Source organism: Streptacidiphilus jeojiensis (genome assembly GCF_042510965.1).
GTDB classification, from domain to species: domain Bacteria; phylum Actinomycetota; class Actinomycetes; order Streptomycetales; family Streptomycetaceae; genus Streptacidiphilus; species Streptacidiphilus jeojiensis.
Genome location: NZ_JBEUKS010000025.1, coordinates 1 through 20,256, shown reverse-complemented (window position 1 = coordinate 20,256; position 20,256 = coordinate 1). Strand labels below are relative to the sequence as shown.

General features: G+C 73.8%; 16 protein-coding genes. 5 read left to right on the top strand and 11 right to left on the bottom strand.

Features of this window, described 5'->3' with window-relative positions:
* Window positions 1–76 precede the first annotated feature (76 nt).
* Window positions 77–1,501: an APC family permease gene (locus ABUW04_RS39400; protein ID WP_380569120.1), complete on the top strand. Its 1,425-nt coding sequence runs from the start codon at window positions 77–79 to the stop codon at window positions 1,499–1,501.
* A 39-nt stretch (window positions 1,502–1,540) separates the two neighbouring features.
* Here ABUW04_RS39400 and mycP read toward each other — a convergent pair whose 3' ends face one another.
* The 4 genes from mycP to eccB form a co-directional block, all read right to left on the bottom strand.
* Window positions 1,541–2,770, bottom strand: coding sequence for a type VII secretion-associated serine protease mycosin (gene mycP, locus ABUW04_RS39395; protein ID WP_380569118.1), 1,230 nt, complete (start codon window positions 2,768–2,770; stop codon window positions 1,541–1,543).
* A gap of 107 nt (window positions 2,771–2,877) precedes the next feature.
* Entirely contained in the window at window positions 2,878–3,174 is a 297-nt protein-coding gene (locus ABUW04_RS39390; protein WP_030265587.1) for a WXG100 family type VII secretion target, read from the bottom strand.
* Between the two features lie 39 nt (window positions 3,175–3,213).
* On the bottom strand, window positions 3,214–3,525 hold the full coding sequence (locus ABUW04_RS39385; RefSeq protein WP_030265590.1) for a WXG100 family type VII secretion target: 312 nt from the start codon (window positions 3,523–3,525) through the stop codon (window positions 3,214–3,216).
* Window positions 3,526–3,747: 222 nt separating this feature from the next.
* Window positions 3,748–5,250, bottom strand: a complete 1,503-nt coding sequence (eccB, locus tag ABUW04_RS39380) for a type VII secretion protein EccB (RefSeq protein ID WP_380569116.1) — start codon at window positions 5,248–5,250, stop codon at window positions 3,748–3,750.
* A gap of 170 nt (window positions 5,251–5,420) precedes the next feature.
* Between eccB and eccE the strand changes: the two genes are divergently transcribed.
* From eccE to ABUW04_RS39365, 3 genes are all read left to right on the top strand, one after another.
* Window positions 5,421–6,725 carry a type VII secretion protein EccE gene (eccE, locus tag ABUW04_RS39375; protein ID WP_380569114.1) on the top strand — a complete coding sequence of 435 codons (1,305 nt, stop codon included), beginning with the start codon at window positions 5,421–5,423 and terminating at the stop codon, window positions 6,723–6,725.
* Between the two features lie 14 nt (window positions 6,726–6,739).
* Entirely contained in the window at window positions 6,740–7,477 is a 738-nt protein-coding gene (locus tag ABUW04_RS39370) for a hypothetical protein (RefSeq protein WP_084715458.1), read from the top strand.
* 115 nt (window positions 7,478–7,592) lie between these two features.
* A complete protein-coding gene (locus ABUW04_RS39365) occupies window positions 7,593–9,686 on the top strand; it encodes a nucleotide-binding protein (protein WP_449341768.1) in 2,094 nt (697 codons plus the stop codon).
* 57 nt (window positions 9,687–9,743) lie between these two features.
* Here the strand turns inward: ABUW04_RS39365 and ABUW04_RS39360 are convergent, their stop codons facing one another.
* Both ABUW04_RS39360 and ABUW04_RS39355 read right to left on the bottom strand, forming a co-directional pair.
* Window positions 9,744–10,697, bottom strand: coding sequence for a bifunctional riboflavin kinase/FAD synthetase (locus ABUW04_RS39360; protein ID WP_030265606.1), 954 nt, complete (start codon window positions 10,695–10,697; stop codon window positions 9,744–9,746).
* 35 nt (window positions 10,698–10,732) lie between these two features.
* Window positions 10,733–13,876, bottom strand: a complete 3,144-nt coding sequence (locus tag ABUW04_RS39355) for a serine protease (RefSeq protein ID WP_380569112.1) — start codon at window positions 13,874–13,876, stop codon at window positions 10,733–10,735.
* A 220-nt stretch (window positions 13,877–14,096) separates the two neighbouring features.
* Here ABUW04_RS39355 and ABUW04_RS39350 point away from each other — a divergent pair, with 220 nt between their 5' ends.
* On the top strand, window positions 14,097–14,480 hold the full coding sequence (locus ABUW04_RS39350) for a PPOX class F420-dependent oxidoreductase (protein ID WP_380569110.1): 384 nt from the start codon (window positions 14,097–14,099) through the stop codon (window positions 14,478–14,480).
* A gap of 2 nt (window positions 14,481–14,482) precedes the next feature.
* Here ABUW04_RS39350 and truB read toward each other — a convergent pair whose 3' ends face one another.
* The 5 genes from truB to infB form a co-directional block, all read right to left on the bottom strand.
* Entirely contained in the window at window positions 14,483–15,394 is a 912-nt protein-coding gene (gene truB, locus ABUW04_RS39345; RefSeq protein ID WP_380569108.1) for a tRNA pseudouridine(55) synthase TruB, read from the bottom strand.
* Window positions 15,395–15,467: 73 nt separating this feature from the next.
* Entirely contained in the window at window positions 15,468–16,607 is a 1,140-nt protein-coding gene (locus ABUW04_RS39340) for a DHH family phosphoesterase (RefSeq protein WP_380569106.1), read from the bottom strand.
* Between the two features lies 1 nt (window position 16,608).
* On the bottom strand, window positions 16,609–17,076 hold the full coding sequence (gene rbfA, locus ABUW04_RS39335) for a 30S ribosome-binding factor RbfA (RefSeq protein WP_030265627.1): 468 nt from the start codon (window positions 17,074–17,076) through the stop codon (window positions 16,609–16,611).
* Between the two features lie 99 nt (window positions 17,077–17,175).
* A complete protein-coding gene (locus tag ABUW04_RS39330) occupies window positions 17,176–17,472 on the bottom strand; it encodes a DUF503 domain-containing protein (protein WP_030265629.1) in 297 nt (98 codons plus the stop codon).
* Window positions 17,473–17,598: 126 nt separating this feature from the next.
* The coding region (gene infB, locus ABUW04_RS39325; RefSeq protein WP_380569104.1) for a translation initiation factor IF-2 at window positions 17,599–20,256 on the bottom strand (2,658 nt) is incomplete at its 5' end.

Sequence of the window (20,256 nt, the reverse complement as noted above, 5' to 3'; positions counted from 1 at the left end):
TTCGCAGCAGCCAATCCGACCGGAGGCGATACCGCTTCTCCCGCACCAGAGCCCCACCGATCCGATCGGAACGCACATGACCGACATCCTGAGCCGTCCGCCCCAGGACCGCATCGCGGACGCCCCTCCGGCCGACGAGCCCCAGAAGCTGAAGCGATCCCTCGGCGTCGTCGGCGGGACCCTGCTCACGCTGTCGTGCGTGACCCCGGCCTCCTCGCTGTTCGTGCTGGTGCCGCTCTCCTTCGCCAGCCTCGGCACCGGGACCGCCCTGACCCTGTTGATCGCCATGGTCCTGTGCGTGGGCGTGGCCTGGTGCTACTCCGAGCTCGGCACGCTGATCCCCAGCGCCGGCGGCGAGTACGCGATGGCCGGCCACACCGTGGGCCGCTTCGCCGGATGGCTGGCGTTCATCCAGGCGATGATCGTGGTCATGATCGTTCCCCCGATCATCGCCATGGGCACCGCCGAATACCTGGCACCGGTCTTCGGCGTCAACCCGGCAACCATGTCGTCGTGGATCCCGAAGATCGGCGGCGCCGCGGTCATGCTGGCTGCAACCCTGGTCGGTCTGCTGGACCTGCGCGCCAACGCCTGGATCACCGGCATCTTCCTGTGCCTGGAGGTCGCCGCGGCCTCGCTGGTAGCGGTGCTCGGCTTCGCCCACGCCAACCGGCCGGCCTCGGTGCTGATCCACCCGCACCTGCCCGGTGGCGCGGTCGGCACCAGCACCATCATCGTCGGGCTCGCCGGAGCGCTGTTCATCACCCAGGGCTTCTCCACCGCCGTCTACCTGTCCGAGGAGATGGACCGCCCGCAGCGCACCGTCCCGCGCACCGTGATGTGGACCCTGGTCATCGGCTCCGCCGTGATCCTGGTGCCGGTCATCGCCATCACCCTGGGCGCGCCCAGCCTCACGGCCCTGGCCAACGGCGACATCAGCGGCATGGTGACCGCCTGGACCAACTCGACCGTCGGCAACATCGTCAGCCTCTGCGTCGCCCTGGCCATCATCAACGCGGCCATCGTCATGGTGATCCAGAACTCCCGGGTGCTCTACGCCTCCGCCCGGGACAAGGCCTGGCCCGAGCCGGTCAACCGGGCCTTCTCCACCATCAGCTCCCGCTTCGGCGCCCCCTGGGTGGCCACCCTGGCCGTCGGCGTCCCCGGTGCCGTGCTCTGCTTCGTCAACCTGGACACCCTGAGCCTGGTCACCGGAGTGGCGGTGACCCTGCTCTACGGCTTCGTCGCGGTCGCGGCGCTGGGCGCACGGCGTGGAAAGCACAAGGAGTCCGGAGCCTGGCGGATGCCAGCCTGGCCGGTCGTTCCCGTGATCATCCTGGCCGTGCTCGCCTACGTCATGAAGCAGCAGGACGCCGAGGCGCTGTGGATCACCGGTGGCATCACCGCCGCCGCCGCCCTGTACTGGGTGTTCTACCTCCGGCCGCGGCCGGAGACCCGCTGGGTGATCACCGTCCCCGAGGACGAGAAGTCCGCCGTCTGACCGACGGCCCGAGCAGGACCAGCAGCGCCGCCGTACGGCTCAATCCGTGCGGCGGCGCTGCATGTCGCGGACGACCACGGCGGTTCCGGTGATCAGCAGCACCACGAGCAGCCCGACGCCCAGCACGTACGCGGCGGTCCGCCGGTCGCGGTCGGCCTGGGTCTCGCCGAGCGCCATCGGCATCGGCTGCAGCGGTGCTGCCGAGGTCCTGCTGCGCACCGTGGGCACCGCGGCGGACTCCGGCGGGGAGTCGTCCGAGAGGGCCGCGACCGGGTCGACGACGCCCCAGCCGACGTAGTTGTTGCGGCCGGCGTCGGTGCGCTGCGCGGTCTGCTCGATCCTGGCGATGATCTGCGCCGGGGTCCAGGTCGGGTACTTCTGCTTGAGCAGGGCCGCGACCGCGGCCGCGTACGGTGCGGCGAAGCTGGTGCCGGAGTCGACGCACTGGCCGCCCTTGGGCACGGTGGAGACCATGTCCACGCCCGGTGCCGCGACCTGCACCGAGGGGCCGGTCTCGGAGAAGCCGTCGGCACGTTCGTTGTCCCGGTCCGAGGCGCCGACACCGAGCACCCCGGGGAACGCGGCCGGGTAGGTCGGATCCGAGAGGTTCTCGTTCCCGGCCGCCGCGACCACCACGACCCCGTGCCGGATCGCCTTGGCGATGGCCTTGCCCAGGTCCCCGCTCTCCGGCTGGTAGACCGGCTTGCCGTTCGAGGAGACGTCCTGCGAGATGTTGATGACGCCGGCGCCCTTGGCCACGGCCTCGTCCACGGCCTTGGCCATGTTCTCGATGTCGCCGCCGCTGCCCTGGCCGTCGTTCTGGCGCAGCGACAGGATGGTGGCGTCCTTGGCCAGTCCGACGAATCCGGTGCCCTGGGCCGGGCGGGCCGCGATGATGCCGGCCACCATGGTGCCGTGGCCCACGGTGTCGGTGAACGACGTGCCCTTGTCGCCGGTCAGGTAGCTGGTCCCGGCCACGACCGCGCCGCGGAGCTGCGGATTGGTGTTGTCGACACCGGTGTCTATCACCGCCACGGTCACCCCCTTGCCGGTGGCGTAGCGCCACAGCTGCGACAGCAGCACCCGCTGCAGCGACCAGGGCTCGCCGGGGATGTTCGCGGACGGGAAGACGCACTGGCCGTCCGAGGCGAGCGCGGTGCGCGGGGGGTGGTCGAGGGCCATGGCGGGTCCCGGCGCGGTGACGGTCAGCGCGGCCGCGGCGAGCAGCGCCGGGAGCGCCGCACGGCGGCGGTGGTGGTGCCTGCTCACTGCTGTTCGATCCCCCGCGGTGTCCGTGGTCGAGAAGGCGTCGGCAACAACGCGCCGTGCCGGGTCCCGCTCAGGCGGGCCCGGCACGGCGACGGCGTCCGCGACTGTCAGCCCCAGATGCTGGCGTTCTTGTTCTCGGTCGACTGGTAGTTCTGCGCGGCGCTGTCGAGCGCGGCGGCGATCTGCGTCAGCACGGTGTGCAGATCCGAGGCGGAGGAGTTCCACTCCGCCTGGCGGGCCTGGTAGCCCTCCTGCGCCTTGCCCTCCCAGCTCTGGGCGATCCGGGAGACGCCGGCCTGCAGGTCGTCGAGCTGCGACTGGACCCGACCGGCGGTGCTGCGCACCTCTTCGGCGGCGTTCGAGATGGTGGAGAAATTGACCAGGATGTGGCCGTTGTCGGACATGCTGTCCCCTTCTCAGGCAGTGGAGTTGATGCGGTCTGGTCAGCCGAGAGCAGAAGCGATCTTGCTCATCGAGGACTGCTGCTCCTGCTCGGTGCCGCTGTACGAGGCCGAGGAGGCGTCGATGGCGTCCTTGATCTCGTTGAGCACCTTGTTGAGCTTGGCCGCGTCCTGGTTCCACTTCGCCTGAAGCGTGTTGTACGACGAGGCGGCGGAACCCTGCCACCCCGAGGTGATGGAGCTGACCAGGCTCTCCAGCCGGCTGAGCTCGGCCTGGATCTGCGCGTTGACGTCAGCGATGCGTGCCGAAAAGGCCCGCATCTCATCGGCGGTAGTCCTGAACTGACCCGACATGTACACCGTCCCCCATGAGACAGACCATCGAGACCGGGCGCCCTACCGGGCGCCGGCGGCCGACACCACTACGGTGGTGTCCCACAGCACTCTAGCTGTCATGTGCAACGCCCCCAACACCGGGCTGTGGACAACTTTCCCGTCCCGCGCGGGCGGTGCGGACACGCACCGCCGCTGCCTGCGCGGACCTGCGGGTCCGCACCGCGAGGGGCTGACGGAGACTCAGGAGCCCTGCTGCTGGCCCGCCGCCGCGGTGGTGAGTGCCGGACCGGCCGAGAGCAGCCCGGTCCACGCCTCCGGGACCGGCGGCGGCGTGATGCCGCTGTACCCCAGCCGGGACTGGGCGTTGTCCTGCTGCTGGCCGCTCTGGCCGGTGCTGGTCGAACCGCTGCCCGTGGCGGCCGAGGCGCCGGCGGAAGGGCTGCTGCCGTCGGAGTTGAGCTGAACCGGGTAGCGCAGACCGGTGTCGGTGAGCAGGCTGACCGGACCGGCCGTGGTGCTGGTCCCGGTGACCGAGCGGAACAGCAGCCCGGTGCCGGGGGTGACGTAGACGCCCGCGGTCCCCGACGAACTGTCGACCGGGTACCCCGAGCCGGTCCACAGGCCCAGCACCGGGACGCCGGCGGCGGTCGTGGCGCCCGTGTAGACGCTGCAGGCCACGCCGGTGGCGGAGGTGTTCACCTGGGTCACCGACTTCAGCGGCCAGTCCTTGTCCCCTTCGAAGGCCCCCTTGTTGTTGGCCCCGGCGACCGCGGCCGCGGACATCACGGTCTCGGTGGTCTTCTCCGGGTGCAGCGCCTGGACCAGGCCGTCGGTGAAGTCGGACATCGGGTGGACGCCGTCATGCAGCACCACGTAGTGCAGGTAGGCGTTGTTGCCCTCGGCCACCCGGAAGGTGTCGCCGACGTGGAAGTCGTGCCCCAGGAAGTTCACCGCCGCACCGAAGTCGGCGATGTCCGCCTTGGGGACGGTGATGGGGTCGCCCGTGCGCAGCGTGGCCAGCCAGTCCTTGGTCACGACCTGGGGCTGGCCGACGGTCGCGCCGAGGGCCACCGTGGCCAACAGCTCGTCCTGCCCGCTGTCCGCGGCCAGTTGGTGCGCGGTACCGGTCGAGTCGACCAGGTAGGTACCGCTGGGGGCCCGGACGTAGAGGGCCTGGTTCGCGCCGACGCTGCCGGCTCCGGAGACCTTGGCGGCGTCGGGGCCGCCCAGCACGAACAGCTTCTGGTCGGTGGCGTTCTGGCCGCCGGCGGCCGGGCGCTCGCAGTCCACCCAGGACTTCGCCGTGGCCGCGTCCTTGGCCGTCGGCAGGCTGTCCGGTGCGTAGGGGATGCCGACGGTCGGGGCGTGCGGGACCTTGCCCGAGTTGAGGACCTTGTCGTCGACCTCCTCCACCGTGGAGCCGGGGGTCAGCAGCAGCCGCGCCGAGGCGATGTTCAGCACTGGGTGCAGTTCGTGATCCATCATCACGTACCGGGTGGTGGTCTCCTTGTCCACGATCACCGCGTTGGCGGTGTCCCAGTGCAGCGGCGCCGACGGCTTGATCATGCCGTAGGCGCCGAACCCGGCGACCGCCACCGCTCCCACGATCAGACCGGGCACCACCGCGCGCCGGGGCTTGGGCGCGTCCTCCTCGTTGCCCCCGCCGGAGGGCTGGAGGAAGGCCGCGACGGTGCGCCTCCGTGAGAAGGTGTAGGCGCTCAGTTCGTTCCGGCGTGACGCCATGCTGTCGACTCTCCCCGTCCCCAGTTCTCCAACTCCGCGGGTGCCCCGACTTTCCGGGACCACCCAGCGCCCGCGCGCGGACCCTACGTACCGTACGGGTACGGTATTGCGATCAGCCAACCGGCCACCCTTAGCACCGCGCCGTCCGTCCAGAAAGGTTGACCCGGGGGATGTCAAGCCAGACCGCACCACCGCGCGACCAGCTGCCCGAAGCCCGCCGGTCGGCCCCGGTCCAGCCGGTGCCGCGACCGCGGCCGGGGCGGATCGGACCACTGCGGCTCGCGCAGCTGGTGCTGTTCGAGATCGCCGCGGTCCTGGTGGCGGTGGGCCTGGGCGCCGGCATGAAGGTGCTGGTCCCCTGCGGATCCGTGGCCGCGGTCCTGGTGCTGCTGGCGCTGGCGCGCCGGCACGGGCTCACCCCGGCCGAGATGATGCGCGCCAGGTCCGGGCTGCGGGACCGGCAGCGCCGGTCCCGGACCGAGGCGCCGGGCGAGGTGGACCCGGCGATCGCCCCGGTGCTGGAGTGCGAGCCGGCGCTGCGGACCGTGCAGCACACCGTGCAGGTCGGCGGCAGCGCGACCACCGGCCGCCGGGAGCGGCGCGAGATCGGCATGATCGGCGACGGGACCTTCCTGACCGCCGTCATCCAGGTCGAGGCCCTGGACGATCCGCTGCGCCCGGCCCGCGACGGGCACGCCGGGCTCCCGCTGGACCTGCTGGCCGACGCGCTGCAGGTCGACGACGTGACCGTGGACTCGGTGCAGGTGGTCCAGTACAGCCAGCCCGCACCCGCGCCGCACCTGCCCGAGCAGGCACTGGCCGCCCGTGGCTACCGGGAGCTGCCGAACGGCGCCTCCACTCCGGGCCTGCGGATGACCTGGGTCGCTGTCAGGCTGGACCCGGAGCTGTGCCGCACCGCGGTGGCCGCCCGCGGCGGTGGCGAGGCGGGCGCCCGCAAGGCGCTGCAGCGCGCCACCGACCAGCTGGCCAGCCGGCTGGTGGGGGCCGGACTGCGGGCGACGGTGCTCGACGCCGCCGGGGTGACCGCGGCCGTCTCCACCGCGACCTGCGCCAGCCCGCTGCGGACCAACGCGTCGGCCACCGGCGGCCGGCGCACCTCGGAGACCGCCAAGGCCTGGCGCTGCGACGACCGCTGGCACACCACCTACTGGATCGGCCAGTGGCCCAGGCTCGCCGCCCCGGGGACCGGTACCGGCTCAGCGGATCTGGTCAACCTGCTGACCGGGATGCCGGCGCTGGGCAGCAGCTTCGGACTGACGGTCCGTCAGGCCGGCAACGGCTCGGTGGCGCTGAGCGGACACGTCCGGGTGACCGCTCGCGGTGAGGGTGACCTCGATCAGGTGACCAGGCAGTTGGAGACCCGGGCCAGGAGCGCCGGGGTCGGACTGGTCCGGCTCGACCACGAACAGGTTCCGGGCGTGCTGGCGACGCTGCCGCTGGGCGGCACACGGTGAGGGGAGCGGGCGCGGTGACCACGGTGGAGGCAGGCGGCACGGCCGATCGGCGGGTGCTGCCCGGATTCGGCCTGCGCGGGCCGCGACGGGAACAGCACGTACTGAGCCGGGAGCAGTTGTCGGCACTGACGCTGCCGGTCGGCGACGACGGGGTGGTGATCGGCGTGGACGGCTCCAACGCCCCGGCGGTGATCGGCCTGTTCCGGCCCAGCGCCTACGAGGTGATCCTGGTCGGCGGGGTGTGGACGGCCCAGCTGATCGCCCTGCGGGCGGCCGCGACCGGGGCGCGCGTCGCCGTGGAGACCGCGCGGCACCAGGCCTGGGCCTCGGTGGCGCAGGCTGCCGGCGGCGGCCAGCCCTGCGTCACGGTGCACCCGGTGGGCCGGATCGGCCCGCAGGGCGCGTCCGTCGCGGCCCCGGTGCTGGTGGTTCGGGACTGCGGCGCGCGACCGCCGCGCAGCCGGCTCTCGGCCGGCCCCTGGCAGACCACGCTGACCCTGCTGCCCTTCCTCGGGCCCGGCGCGGAGCGGCTGTTGGGCGCCGCCGACCTGGTCGGCGTCCAGCGGGTCGCGCCGCAGGAGGCGGCCCTGGCGGGACAGGTGCTGGAGCTGCCACCGGGCGAGGTCGCCGCCCTCCCCACGCTCGGCGACGGGGTCACCCTCTGGGGCAACCGCCGGCGGCGGGTCTTCGTGATGAGCGGACCGACCGGTGCCGAGGCCCAGTTGTTGGGGCAGGCTCGAAGGGTGGACTGAGGCCGGCGGGCCCCCGGGGCGCACCACCGGGGCATCACCGGCGCAGGGGGTCTGCCAGGGGCATTGGCTGGTTGACTACGCTGGTGCACGACGGAGGCGAACGAGAGGGACAGCAGTGACGAGCGATCGCGACGGCGTCTATGTCGGCGACCATGCGCCGGACGAAGACGAGGAGTGGTCGGACGCGCCCGAATACACGCCTCCGGCCTGGTACACCCAGAACGCACAGCAGGTGGGCCCGGCGCAGCCGGCTCCACCGCAGCCTCCGGCGCCCGAGCCGTTCGTACCCGCACAGGCCTACCAGCCGCCGCACACGCCGGCCCTGGGCGTGCCGGTACCGCCGCCCGCCCAGGAGGCCGAACCGGCGGCGCCGGTAGCGGAGCACGTGCCGGCGTCGGAGCCGGTGCCGGAGCCTGCGCAGGAGCCCGAGGCCGAGCCCGCCGACGCGGTCCCGGCCGACGCGGTCCCGGCCGACGCGGTCCCGCCCGCGCAGACGGAACCGGAGCCCGAGCCGGAACTGGCTGCCGAGTCGCAGCAACCGGCCGAGCCGACCCCGACGGCGCCCGATGCGGCGCCCCGGCCCACGGCCGAGTCCGCGCCCGAGGGCGGCCCCGAGCCGGTGGCCCCCGCCGCGGAGCCGCCGGTACCGCCGCAGGCCTACCGTCCCGCCACCGGCGAGACCCAGCTGCCCCCGCAGCAGCCCGTCGCACAGCAGCAGCCGCCCCAGCCCGCGCCCTGGCCGCAGCAGCAGCCCCAACAGCAGTGGGCGCCGCCCGTCCCGGCGCCGCCCGCCCCGGCGCCGGTCGAGCAGCCCCAGTGGGCGCCGCCGCCGGCACCCCCGCTGCCGACCGCCGAGCAACAGCCGCAGTGGGCGCCGCCCGGTCCCCCGGCACCCGAGCAGCAGCATCCGCAGCAGCAGCCCCAGCAGCAGTGGGCTCCGCAGCAGCCGGTCGATCCGCGCCAGGGCGGCTGGCCGCAGCAGCAGCCCGGGGCCGCCCCGGGTGCGCCGCTGGGCTACACCGCCGCCGTCGAGCTGTCCTCGGACCGGCTGCTGCGCAAGCAGCCCGAGGAGCGCCGCAACACCCCGCGCTTCCGCTTCGGCGGCAAGGCCGCGGAGGAGGACCGGCAGCGCAAGCTGGCGATCATCCGCACCCCGGTGATGAGCTGCTACAAGATCGCGGTGATCAGCCTCAAGGGCGGTGTCGGCAAGACCACGACGACCACCGCGCTGGGGGCCACGCTGGCCTCGGAGCGGCAGGACAAGGTCATCGCCGTCGACGCCAACCCCGACGCGGGGACGCTGGGCCGGCGGGTGCGCCGCGAGACCGGCGCCACCATCCGCGACCTGGTGACGGCGATCCCGCACCTGAGCAGCTACATGGACGTGCGCCGGTACACCTCGCAGGCGCCCAGCGGCCTGGAGATCCTGGCCAACGACGTCGACCCGGCCGTGTCCACCACCTTCAACGACGAGGACTACCGGCAGGTCATCGGCTTCCTGGGGCGGCAGTACCCGATCGTGCTGACCGACTCGGGCACGGGTCTGCTCTACAGCGCGATGCGCGGCGTGCTGGACCTGGCGGACCAGCTGATCGTGGTCTCGACGCCCAGCGTGGACGGCGCCAGCAGCGCCAGCACCACCCTGGACTGGCTCTCCGCGCACGGCTACGCCGACCTGGTCCAGCGCAGCATCACGGTGGTCTCCGGGGTCCGCGAGACCTCGAAGATGATCAAGATCGAGGACATCGTCGCGCACTTCCAGACCCGCTGCCGCGGCGTCGTCGTGGTGCCCTTCGACGAGCACCTCTCGGCCGGCGCCGAGGTCGACCTGTCCCGGATGCGGCCAAAGACCCGGGAGGCGTACTTCGACCTCGCGGCGATGGTGGCCGCGGACTTCCCGCGCACCCAGCCGCAGCCGCTGGGGTGGCCAGGCGGCCCGCAGGGTCAGCAGCAGGGCGCGCCGCAGCCGTACGGGCAACCGCAGCCCTACGGGCAGCCCCCGCAGCCGTACGGGCAGCCGCAGCAGCCCCCGCAGCCGTACGGGCAGCCGCAGTACCCGCAGCAGCCCTACCCGGAGCAGCAGCCGTACCCCGCCGAGCAGCAGCCCTACCCGGCGGACCAGCAGCAGTACCCCGAGCCGCCGCCGGGATGGGCCCCGCCGCAGCCCCCACCACCGCCGCCCGGGTACTACCCGCCGCCGGAGCAGTGACCGTACGGAGGAGGGAGGCACCCGGGCCGGGTGCCTCCCTCCTCCGTCGGCGGACCGTCAGTCCGTCAGTTCGCGGGCCCGCTTGACGTCCACGGCCATCCGGTCCAGCAGCGCGTCGATGGAGTCGAACTTCTCCATCCCGCGCAGGTAGGCCAGGAAGTCCACGCTGACGTGCAGCCCGTACAGGTCCAGGCCGACCCGGTCGATGGCGTAGGCCTCGACCGTGCGGGCGGTGCCGTCGAAGGTCGGGTTGGTCCCCACCGAGATCGCCGCCGGCATCCTCTCGCCGTCGGCCGTCAACCAGCCCGCGTACACCCCGTCGGCCGGGATGGCGGTGTGCGGCAGGGTCTCCACATTGGCGGTGGGGTAACCGAGTTCGCGGCCGCGCTGGGCGCCGCGCACCACGGTGCCCTCGACCCGGTGCGGACGGCCCAGCACCTCGGCCGCACCAGCCGCATCGCCCTCGGCGACCAGCCTGCGGGCCAGCGAGGAGGAGCAGGGCACGGCCTCGCCGTCGGTGTCGTCGCCGTGCACCGCACCCACCGTCAGATCGCAGACATCGACGGAGAACCCGTACCTCGGGCCGAGCTCGGCGAGCAGCGCGACGTCGCCCGAGGCGCGGTGCCCGAAGCGGAAGTTGGGCCCCTCCACGATCAGCTCCGTGTGCAGCGCGTCGACCAGCACCCGCTCCACGAACTCCTCCGGCGCCAGCTGCGAGAAGGCCAGCGTGAACGGGATCAGCAGCACCGCGTCCACGCCCAGCTCGGCCATCAGCTCGGCCCTGCGCCGGTGCGAGGCCAGCAGCGGCGGGTGGCTGCCGGGGCGGACCACCTCGCTGGGATGCGGGTCGAAGGTGACCACGACGGAACGGGCACCGAGCTCCCGGGCGTGCTCGACCACCTTGCTGATGATCAGTTGGTGGCCCCGGTGCACCCCGTCGAAGGAACCGATGGTGACGACGCTGCGCCCCCAGTCCCCGGGGACTTCCTCCAGGCCATGCCAGCGCTGCACCCTGACCGCTCCTCGTTAGCTTGTCGCTGTGACACCTATAGCCTGCCATGCGGCTGATCGCTGCCCTGCATTGGCTCGGCCTCGCGGAGCAGCGACAGCAGTTCCCGGTGCAGCGGGTCGCCGCCCCCGGCCAGCGCGTCACGGAAGGCTCCGAGCACCGGTGGCGGCTGCCCGGCGAGGTCCTGGACGAAGGGGACCAGCGCGCTCCGCTCGGCCTGGCCGAGGGCGGTGCGGGCCACCAGCCAGGCGGCGACGGGCCCCGCCGCCTCGGGGTGCAGGGCGAGGTACTCCGCCACCAGCCGGGTCACGGCCGCCCTGGCGTGCGGGGCGGGGGTCGCCCCGAGGGCCTGGAGCACGGCCGCCGCCTCCTCCCCCGGCTGGTTCATCCGGGTCCGGTAGCCGGCGAGGACCAGCGAGGGGTGGCTGTCCAGGGCGGGCGCCAGCGTGCGGGGCGTCAGATGGGGGTCGGCCGCGGCGTAGCGGTCCACGGCGGCGGGCAGATGACGGCCCCTGGTGGCCGGGTCGGCCACCAGGACGGCCAGGGCGGCGCCGTGCAGCTCCCGCTCCGCGGTTCGGGCGAGCAGGGCCTCGGCGGCGTAGCGAAGCAGCGCCAGGTCGGCGTCCCGGCCCGGCGTACGGTCCGTGCCAGTTCCCGGTCCCCGGTCTGCGCCGGACACCGGTGCCAGGGCCAGGGCGAGAGCCAGGGCGGGCGCGTGCACGGCGGCGGCCACGTGGCGTTCCGGGCGCGGATCGTGGGCCCAGCGGTCGACGGCCCGGCACATCGCCGACGGCTCGACCGCCGCCAGCTCCCGCAGCAGCGCGTCGGCGCGTGGATGGGCCGCCGCGACCAGCGCCTCGGCCAGGTCGTCCAGACCGGTGCTGCGGCGGCTCCGCAGCAGCTGCAGCGCGGCCGGGGCGGCCTGCTCGTCCCGGAGCCAGTCGCAGAGGGCGGGGAAGGCCCCGGCCGGGTCGCCGGCGAGCAGCGCGGCCACCGCCTCCAGCGGTTCCGCCGTCCCGCCGCGGGCCAGCAGGCGCAGCAGGTCCATCCGGACCGGCAGCGCCAGCGGCAGGCCGGTCCACAGCGCGAACGGCAGCACCTGGTCCCCGGCCCGGGCGCGGGCCGCCATCCGGGCGGCCAGCGAGCGCAGCAGCGGCAGATAGGGATCCGCGTCCGGCAGCCGCAGCAGGACGGACACCAGCAGGGCGGAGGCCCACCAGCGGGCCTCGCTGTCCGGGGGCGCCGCATCGGGGCCGTCCAGGCGCAGCACCAGCCGGCTGAGCCAGGCCTCCAGCGCGACCGGGTCGTCCTGGAGCCGCAGCAGGGCCTCGCGGACCGGCCCGATCCGGTGGTGCGGGACCGGACCGGGGGCGGGCGGCGGCTGCGGTGGTGGTACCGCGTGCCCGCGCGGGCCGCCACGGCGGTGGCTGCCGTGCGGCGGGGCGGCAGCCGTCTGCGGCCCGGTGGCTCCGGCTTCGGGGCCCGCCGTGCTCCGGCCGGGACCGCCGCTGCCACCGACGCCGCCGGTCCCCGCGCCAGTGCCGAGCAGTCCGTCCATGGCAGCGGCCAGGTCCAGGTGGCCGCCCTGGATCCACTCGGACAGTTCCTCGTGGGCGAAGCGGTAGCCGGGCCCAGCGGGCACCAGCAGCCCCTCGGCCAGGACCGCGGGCACCCAGTGCGCCGGGAACACCTCGGCGAAGCCGCGCCGGTCGAGCGCGCCCCCGCCCGGCCCCAGCATCCTGCGCGCCGCCTCGTGCACGCAGCCGGCCACGGCGGCGGCCAACCGGCGGCACTCCCCCGCGCTGCGCGGTCCCAGCCGCTCGGCGATCCGCAGGCAGGCCAGGTCGATCCGGGCGCCGAGCAGGTCCGCGCGCCCGGGCAGGGGGGACAGCGGCAGCCGCGGCGCCGCCGTCCGCAGATCGGCGAGCAGCCGCAGGGTGAACGGGTGCCGCGGCACGCCCCCGTCGCGGCCCGGCGCGGGAAGCGCTGCCGTGAGCACCCCCGGGAGCAGTCCGACCGACCGGGCCGCCTGTTCCGCGACGGCCTGGGGCATGGGTCCGAGCCGCAGCGGCGGCTGCAGGTCCTCGGCGGAGAAGAACCCCGCCGACTGCTCCCAGTACTCGGGGCGGCAGCCGATCAGCAGCGCGGCGTCCTCGCGCCGCAGCCGGATCCCGGTCTCCGCGCACCAGGCCGGCAGCCGCAGCGTCTGCGGCATCTCCTCGGGGCCGTCCAGCAGGACCAGCAGCGGCCGGTGCGCGGCTGCGGCCAGCCGGCAGGCCTGGTCGGCGCGGGTGCCCAGCGCACGGCCCACCGCGTCCATGACCGAGACGTCGTCCGGACGGACGTCCGCCCCGCGCAGCCAGACCGTCGGCAGCCGGTGCGCGGCCCGGGATCGGCGCACAGCGAGCGCTGCGAGCTCGGTGGTCCGACCGCTGCCCGGCTCGCCGACCAGGGCGGCCACCGGGCGGTCGGCCGGCACGCCCCAGACCTCGGGCAGGCCGTCCGGACGGTCGATCCGCACCGATGCCGGGCCGACCAGGGGCCCGACCGTGGTGGCGGCCAGCTCCAGCACCCCGGCCAGGTTCAGCGCCCGCCCGTAGGCCGGCACCGTGGCCGCGTTGCGGGCCAGCAGGTCGGCGACGACGGGGTGGCCCGCCGCGGCCCGCAGCGGCACCGCCAGTACGGCGTCCCGGTCCCGGCCGCGCAGCGCGGCGGTGGCGACGGCGGTGACCGCGCCGGTCTCGGCGTCCAGCACCGGAGTGCCCGAGGCCTGCACCGGCAGACCGTGCGGTGCCTGGTCCAGCTCCAACTGCCAGACGTCGGCGACCAGGTGCCAGCGCTCGGCCGCCGCGTAACGAGCCGTCACCAGTCCGGCGACCCAGCCCTGGAGGGTCTGCTCCGGACCCGGAAGGTTGATCAGCCGGGTGCCGTGGCCGCCCGCCAGCGGCAGCGGCGGCATCACGGCGTCGGTGCGCAGCAGCGCCAGGTCGAACTCCGGCAGCGGCACGATCTCCGCCGCGGTGAGCCGGCGCACCGCTCCGCCCGGCCAGAGCAGCAGCAGCGCGGGCAGTCCGTCGACGGCTTCGTGGCTGGTCAGATAGGTGCCCTCGCGGTCCACCGGGAACGCCGTGCCGCGTGTGCGTCCGGCGGCGTCGGAGACCCGTACCAGCGCTTCGTCCACCCGCTGCACCCGCGCTCACCCCCGGTCGGCCGCCACTCGACCGCAGGCTGCCCGCCGCGGGCCGGGGGCGACCCCGGGTGCACCTCGCGCCCCCCTGCTTCGCTCCGAGCGCTCGCTCGATGGGGTGAGCCGGGTTTGTGCCGGTGCAGCTGTGGTCCTAGGCCGGTCCTAGGTCGGCCGTCCGATGCGCCCGCAGCGCCCGGCTGTGAGGCTTGGGTGCATGACAGCGACCGCCAGGACAGCACTCACCGGAACCGAACTCGCCTACCTCAGGACCCAGCACCTCGCCCGGCTGGCGACGGTGGACGCCAAGGGCCGTCCGCAGGCCAACCCGGTCGGCTTCGTCGTCCGCGAGGACGGCGCGATCGACATCGGCGGCTGGGCCATGGGAACGACCAAGAAGTGGCGCAACATCGCCGGCAACCCCTTCGTCGCCCTGGTCGTCGACGACCTGGCCAGTGTGCAGCCGTGGAAGGTGCGCGGGGTGGAGATCCGGGGCGAGGCGGAGCAACTGGTCGGGCCGCACGACCTGGGCGCGCAGCTGAGCGCCGAGGTGATCAGGATCCATCCGTCCTGGATCCTCAGCTGGGGCCTGGAGGACTGACCTCAGACGAAGACGGCCAGTGACTTGGCCTTGCCGCCGCGCTCCTCGATCAGGGCGAGGAACCGCCCCTCGGGGTCGAAGACCGCGATCGGCTCGACGGACCGGTCCATCCCGGGACCGGCGATGCGGACCCCGTTGACCAGCAGTCGGGCCTGTTCGGCGTCCACGTCCCAGCGGGTGAAGGCGGCCGCGGCGGCGTCGGCGATGGGGAGCACCGAGTCCGCGAAGGAGTCCTCCAGCGCCGCGAGGGTGTGCGAGCCGTCGACGGTGTAGGGGCCGACCCGGGTGCGGCGCAGGGCGGTGAGGTGGCCGCCGGTGCCGAGCCCGGCGCCGAGGTCGCGGGCCAGCGCGCGGATGTAGGTGCCCGAGGTGCAGTCGACGGTCACGTCCAGGTCGATCAGCGGGGTGCCGTCCTCGGCCTGCGCCTCGCGGCGGGCGTGCACCTCGAAGCGGGAGACGGTGACCGGGCGGGAGGCCAGCTCCACCTCCTCGCCCTCGCGCACCCGGGTGTAGGAGCGCTTGCCGTCGATCTTGATGGCACTGACCGAGGAGGGCACCTGCTCGATGTCGCCGGTCAGCGCGGCGATCCCGGCCTCGATCGCCTCGGGGGTCACCGCGGCGGTGGAGACGGTCGCGGTCACGTCCCCCTCGGCGTCGTCGGTCACCGTGGCCTGGCCCAGCCGGATGGTGGCCTCATAGGTCTTGGACGTCAGCGCCAGGTGCCCGAGCAGCCGGGTGGCCCGCTCGCAGCCGATCACCAGGACTCCGGTGGCCATCGGGTCCAGCGTCCCGGCGTGGCCGACCTTCCTGGTCCCGGCGAGCTTCCGGATCCGGGCGACCACGGTGTGCGAGGTGATGCCGGCGGGCTTGTCCACGATGACCAGCCCGTCGGGGCCGGTTCCCTTGCGCTTCAACGATCAGAGCCTTCAGTCGGCGGTGCTTCAGATGGGGTTGCGTCGGGCGGGGGTGCGTCGGGCGGGCGGTGCGTCAGCCGGCGCGGAGAGCGGCGCGGAACCGGGCCACGGTCTCCGCCACCGGGTCGTGCGAGGTGAAGCCGGCCGCGTAGGCGTGTCCGCCGCCGCCGAGGGCCCCGCAGGCCGCCGCGACGTCCACCGCGCCCTTGGCCCGGGAGGAGCCGCGCAGGCTGCCGTCCGGGTCCTCCTTGAGCACCAGGGTGGCCTCGGCCTCGGAGGCCTTGCGGACCACGTCGATCAGGCCCTCGATCTCCTCCGGGAGCACCCCGTGGGCCACCAGGTCCGCCCAGGGGACCCAGGTCCACACCAGGCCGAGACCGTCCGCCGCCTCCGGGTCCAGCACGGCCCGGTCCAGCGCGGCGGCCAGCACCTTGAGGTAGCCGAAGGACTGGGTGTCCCACAGCCGCCGGGAGATCAGGTCGTGCCGCACCCCGGTCGCCAGCAGCCGGGAGGCCAGCTCATGGGTGGCCGGTGTGGTCGCCGAGTAGCGGAAGGAGCCGGTGTCGGTCGCCACCCCGGTGTAGAGGCAGGTGGCGATGGAGACGTCCAGCGGGACGCCGAGCCGCCGCAGCAGCTCGTCCACCAGGACGGCCGTCGCGGGGGCGGCCGGGTCGATCAGCAGATGGGTGCCGAAGCCGCCGTTGGAGGCGTGGTGGTCGATCACCACCAGCGTCTCCGCGGCCTCGGCCTTGGCCTGCAGCAGGCCCAGCCGCCGGACGTCGGCGACGTCGAAGGTGATCAGCAGTTCGGGCCGGTCCGGCACCGCGGAGGCCGGGACCAGCAGGTCCTGCGCGGGCAGGAAGCCCAGCGAGGCGGGCACGATCTGCGGGTCGTCCCCGAAGGAGACCCGCACCTCGATGCCCAGCGACCGCAGCGCGATCCCGGCGGCCAGCGCCGAACCGAGCGCGTCGCCGTCCGGCAGCACATGGCAGACCAGGTCGACCGAGGAGGCCGAACCGATCGCCGCGAGCACCGGGTCCCAGTCGGAATCGACAAGCCCGCCGTCGACGAGCCCGCCATCGACCGGCCCGCCGTGGGCGGTCCCGCCGTCGGTGAGGTCCGGCGCCACCGCCTTCCCGCTGCGCGGGGACGGCAGCGCCGGGACGCCCACCACCAGCGTGGCGGGCGTCCCGGCGGCCTGCTGCGCGGCCACGCTACTCGTCCTCGGTGTCGTCGAGGTCGGCGTCGTCGTCGAGATCGTCCTCACCAGGCTTGCGGTACGGGTCCGCCTCGCCGGCGTAGGTCTTGCCGACCGCGACGCTGCGCACCTCGGCGTCCTGCTGCCTGGCCTTGACCAGCAGGTCGTCCAGGTGCCGGGCGGTGTCCGGGATGGCGTCGGCGACGAAGGTCAGGGAGGGCGTGAAGCGCACCCCGGTCTGCCGTCCGACCTCGGTGCGCAGTACGCCCTTGGCGCTCTCCAGCGCGGCGGCCGAGGCCGCCCGCTCGGTCTCGTCGCCGTAGACGGTGTAGAAGACGGTGGCCTCACGCAGGTCACCGGTGACCCGGGTGTCCGTGATGGTCACGAAGCCCAGGCGGGGATCCTTGATCCGCCGCTCCAGGGTCTCCGCGACGACCACCCGGATGCGGTCTGCGAGCTTGCGCGCCCTCGCGGTGTCGGTCACTGGTCCTCCTCGTGCAGGGGGCTCGATCGCCCCTTGGTCCCCAGGCCCGTCCACAACGTACCCGGAGGCATCCACCTAGGGATGCCATGTCTGATTGTGCTATTCGTCATCGTCGTCCCTGAGCCGGCGCCGGGCCGACAGCAGTTGGACCTCGGGACGGCCGGAGACCAGCCGTTCGCAGCTGTCCAGGACCTCGTTGACGTACGAGACGTCGCCCGACACCACGGCCAGACCGATCTCGCTCCTGCGGTGCAGGTCCTGGTCCCCGGTCTCGGCAGCGCAGACGCTGTACTTGCGCTGCAGTTCGGCCACGATCGGCCGGACGATCGAACGCTTCTCCTTGAGCGAGTGGACGTCGCCGAGCAGAAGGTCGAAGGTCAGTGTTCCCACGAACATGAGTGACAGGTCAAGCCGACCTGAAGGCCTCGAAGGGTTACTCCTTGGTGAAGCCCCGCCACCGTACTCAACGCGGCCGGGGCCGGTCGACAGGTTTCGTCGACCGGCCCCACCCGACTCAGTGACCTATGCGCGCGGCTTCTCGCGCATCTCGAAGGTCTCGATGACGTCCTCCACCTTGATGTCGTTGAACGACCCCAGGGTGACACCGGCCTCGAAGCCCTCGCGGACCTCGGTCGCGTCGTCCTTGAAGCGGCGCAGGCCCTCGATGGTGAGGGACTCCGCCACGACCTTTCCGTCGCGGATGAGGCGGGCCTTGGCGTTGCGCCGGATCAGGCCCTCGCGGACCAGGACACCGGCGATGTTGCCGAACTTGCTGGAGCGGAAGACCTCGCGCACCTCCGCGGAACCGAGGCGCACCTCCTCGTACTCCGGCTTGAGCAGGCCCTTGAGCGCCGCCTCGATCTCCTCGATCGCCTGGTAGATGACCGAGTAGTAGCGGATGTCGACGCCCTCGCGCTCCGCCGCGGTGCGCGCACGACCGGCGGCGACCACGTTGAAGCCGATGATGATGGCGTCGGAGCCCATGGCCAGGTCGACGTCGGACTCGGTGATCGCACCCACACCGCGGTGCAGGATGCGGAGCTCGACCTCCTCGCCCACGTCCAGCTTGACCAGCGCGTCCTCCAGGGCCTCCACGGAACCGGAGACATCGCCCTTGATGATGAGGTTGAGCTGCTGGATGCCGCCGGCCGCGATCGCCTTGTCCAGGTTCTCCAGGGAGATCCGCATCGGACGGCGGGCGAACATGGCGTTGCGGTCACGGGCCGAACGCTTCTCCGCGATCTGACGCGCGGTGCGGTCGTCGTCGACGACGATGAAGCTGTCGCCGGCGCGGGGCACCGAGGTCAGGCCGAGGAGCAGCACCGGACGGGACGGACCCGCCTCGGCGACGTTCTTGCCGTTCTCGTCCAGCATGGCGCGGACGCGGCCGTGGGCGTCGCCGACGGCGACGGAGTCACCGACGCGCAGCGTTCCACGCTGGACCAGGACGGTCGCCATGGCGCCGCGGCCCTTGTCCAGGTGGGCCTCGATCGCGATGCCCTGGGCGTCCTGCTCCGGGTTGGCGCGCAGGTCCAGCGAGGCGTCGGCGGTGAGCACGACGGCCTCGAGCAACTGCTCGATGTTGATGCCCTGGCGGGCGGAGATGTCGACGAACATGGTGTCGCCGCCGTACTCCTCCGCGACCAGGCCGAACTCGGTCAGCTGACCGCGGACCTTGGTCGGGTCGGCGCCCTCGACGTCGATCTTGTTGACCGCGACCACGATCGGCACACCGGCGGCCTGGGCGTGGTTCAACGCCTCGACCGTCTGCGGCATGACGCCGTCGTTGGCCGCGACCACCAGGATCGCGATGTCGGTGGACTTGGCACCACGGGCACGCATGGCGGAGAACGCCTCGTGACCGGGGGTGTCGATGAAGGTGATGGCACGCTCTTCGCCGTTCACCTCGGTCGTCACCTGGTAGGCACCGATGTGCTGGGTGATGCCGCCGGCCTCGCCCGCGACCACGTTGGTCTTGCGGATCGCGTCCAGCAGGCGGGTCTTGCCGTGGTCGACGTGACCCATGACGGTGACCACCGGCGGACGGGACATGAGGTCGGACTCGTCGCCCTCGTCCTCGCCGAACTCGATGTCGAAGGACTCCAGCAGCTCGCGGTCCTCGTCGTCACGGCTGACGATCTCCAGGACGAAGCCCATCTCCTCGGCGAGGAGCTGCAGCGTCTCGTCCGGGACGGACTGGGTCGCGGTGACCATCTGCTCGAGGTTGAGCATCACCGAGACGAGCGCCGCCGGGTTGGCGTTGATCTTCTCGGCGAAGTCGGTGAGGGACGCGCCGTGCGACAGCCGGACCGTCTGGCCGTTGCCGCGGGGCAGCATCACGCCACCGATCGACGGGGCCTGCATGGCCTCGTACTCCTGGCGCCGCTGACGCTTCGACTTGCGACCGCGCGCGGGACGACCGCCGGGGCCGCGACCGAACGCACCCTGCGTGCCGCCACGGGCACCCGGGCCGCCGGGACGTCCGCCGAAACCGCCGGGACGGGGACCGAAGCCGCCGCCACCGCCGCTGCCGCCACCGGGGCGACCGGCGAAGCCGCCGCCGGCCGGACGGGCGCCCGGACCGGCCGGACGGCCCTGGAAACCGGGACGCGCGCCACCGGCGCCGCCACCGGCCGGACGGCCACCGGGGCCACCCGGACCACGGCCGCCGGGGCCGGGACGGCCGGGGCCGCCATTGGACGCGGGACGCTGCGGCATCATGCCGGGGTTGGGACGCGGCATGCCGGACGGGCTCGGACCGCCGGGGCGGGGGCCGCCCTGCGGACGGGGCATCCCACCGGGGGCGCCGGGACGGTCGCCACCGGGACGCGGGGCGCCACCGGGACGGTCACCGCTCGGACGGGCCGGACGGTCGCCACCGGGACGCGGGGCGCCACCGGGAGCCGGGCGGTCGCTGCCGGGACGGGCCGGACGGTCGCCGCCGGGGCGCGGGGCACCGGTCGGACGGTCGCCACCCGGACGCGGGGCGCCACCGGGAGCCGGACGGTCGCCGCCCGGACGGGGCGCGCCGGGACCGGCCGGGCGGGCACCCGGACGCGACATGCCGGTGTTGCTGCTGGTGAAGGGGTTGTTGCCCGGACGCGGGCCGGCCGGACGGGCGCCGGGGGTCGCGGCGGGACGCGGCGCCGGGGCGCCGGGACGCGGACCTGCGGCAGCGGG

Coding starts and splice junctions, on each gene's coding strand:
- eccB (WP_380569116.1), bottom strand. CDS start 5,250: ATGGCGTCACGCCGGAACGAACTGAGCGCCTACACCTTCTCACGGAGG.
- eccE (WP_380569114.1), top strand. CDS start 5,421: ATGTCAAGCCAGACCGCACCACCGCGCGACCAGCTGCCCGAAGCCCGC.
- ABUW04_RS39350 (WP_380569110.1), top strand. CDS start 14,097: ATGACAGCGACCGCCAGGACAGCACTCACCGGAACCGAACTCGCCTAC.
- ABUW04_RS39400 (WP_380569120.1), top strand. CDS start 77: ATGACCGACATCCTGAGCCGTCCGCCCCAGGACCGCATCGCGGACGCC.
- ABUW04_RS39385 (WP_030265590.1), bottom strand. CDS start 3,525: ATGTCGGGTCAGTTCAGGACTACCGCCGATGAGATGCGGGCCTTTTCG.
- ABUW04_RS39390 (WP_030265587.1), bottom strand. CDS start 3,174: ATGTCCGACAACGGCCACATCCTGGTCAATTTCTCCACCATCTCGAAC.
- ABUW04_RS39330 (WP_030265629.1), bottom strand. CDS start 17,472: ATGTTCGTGGGAACACTGACCTTCGACCTTCTGCTCGGCGACGTCCAC.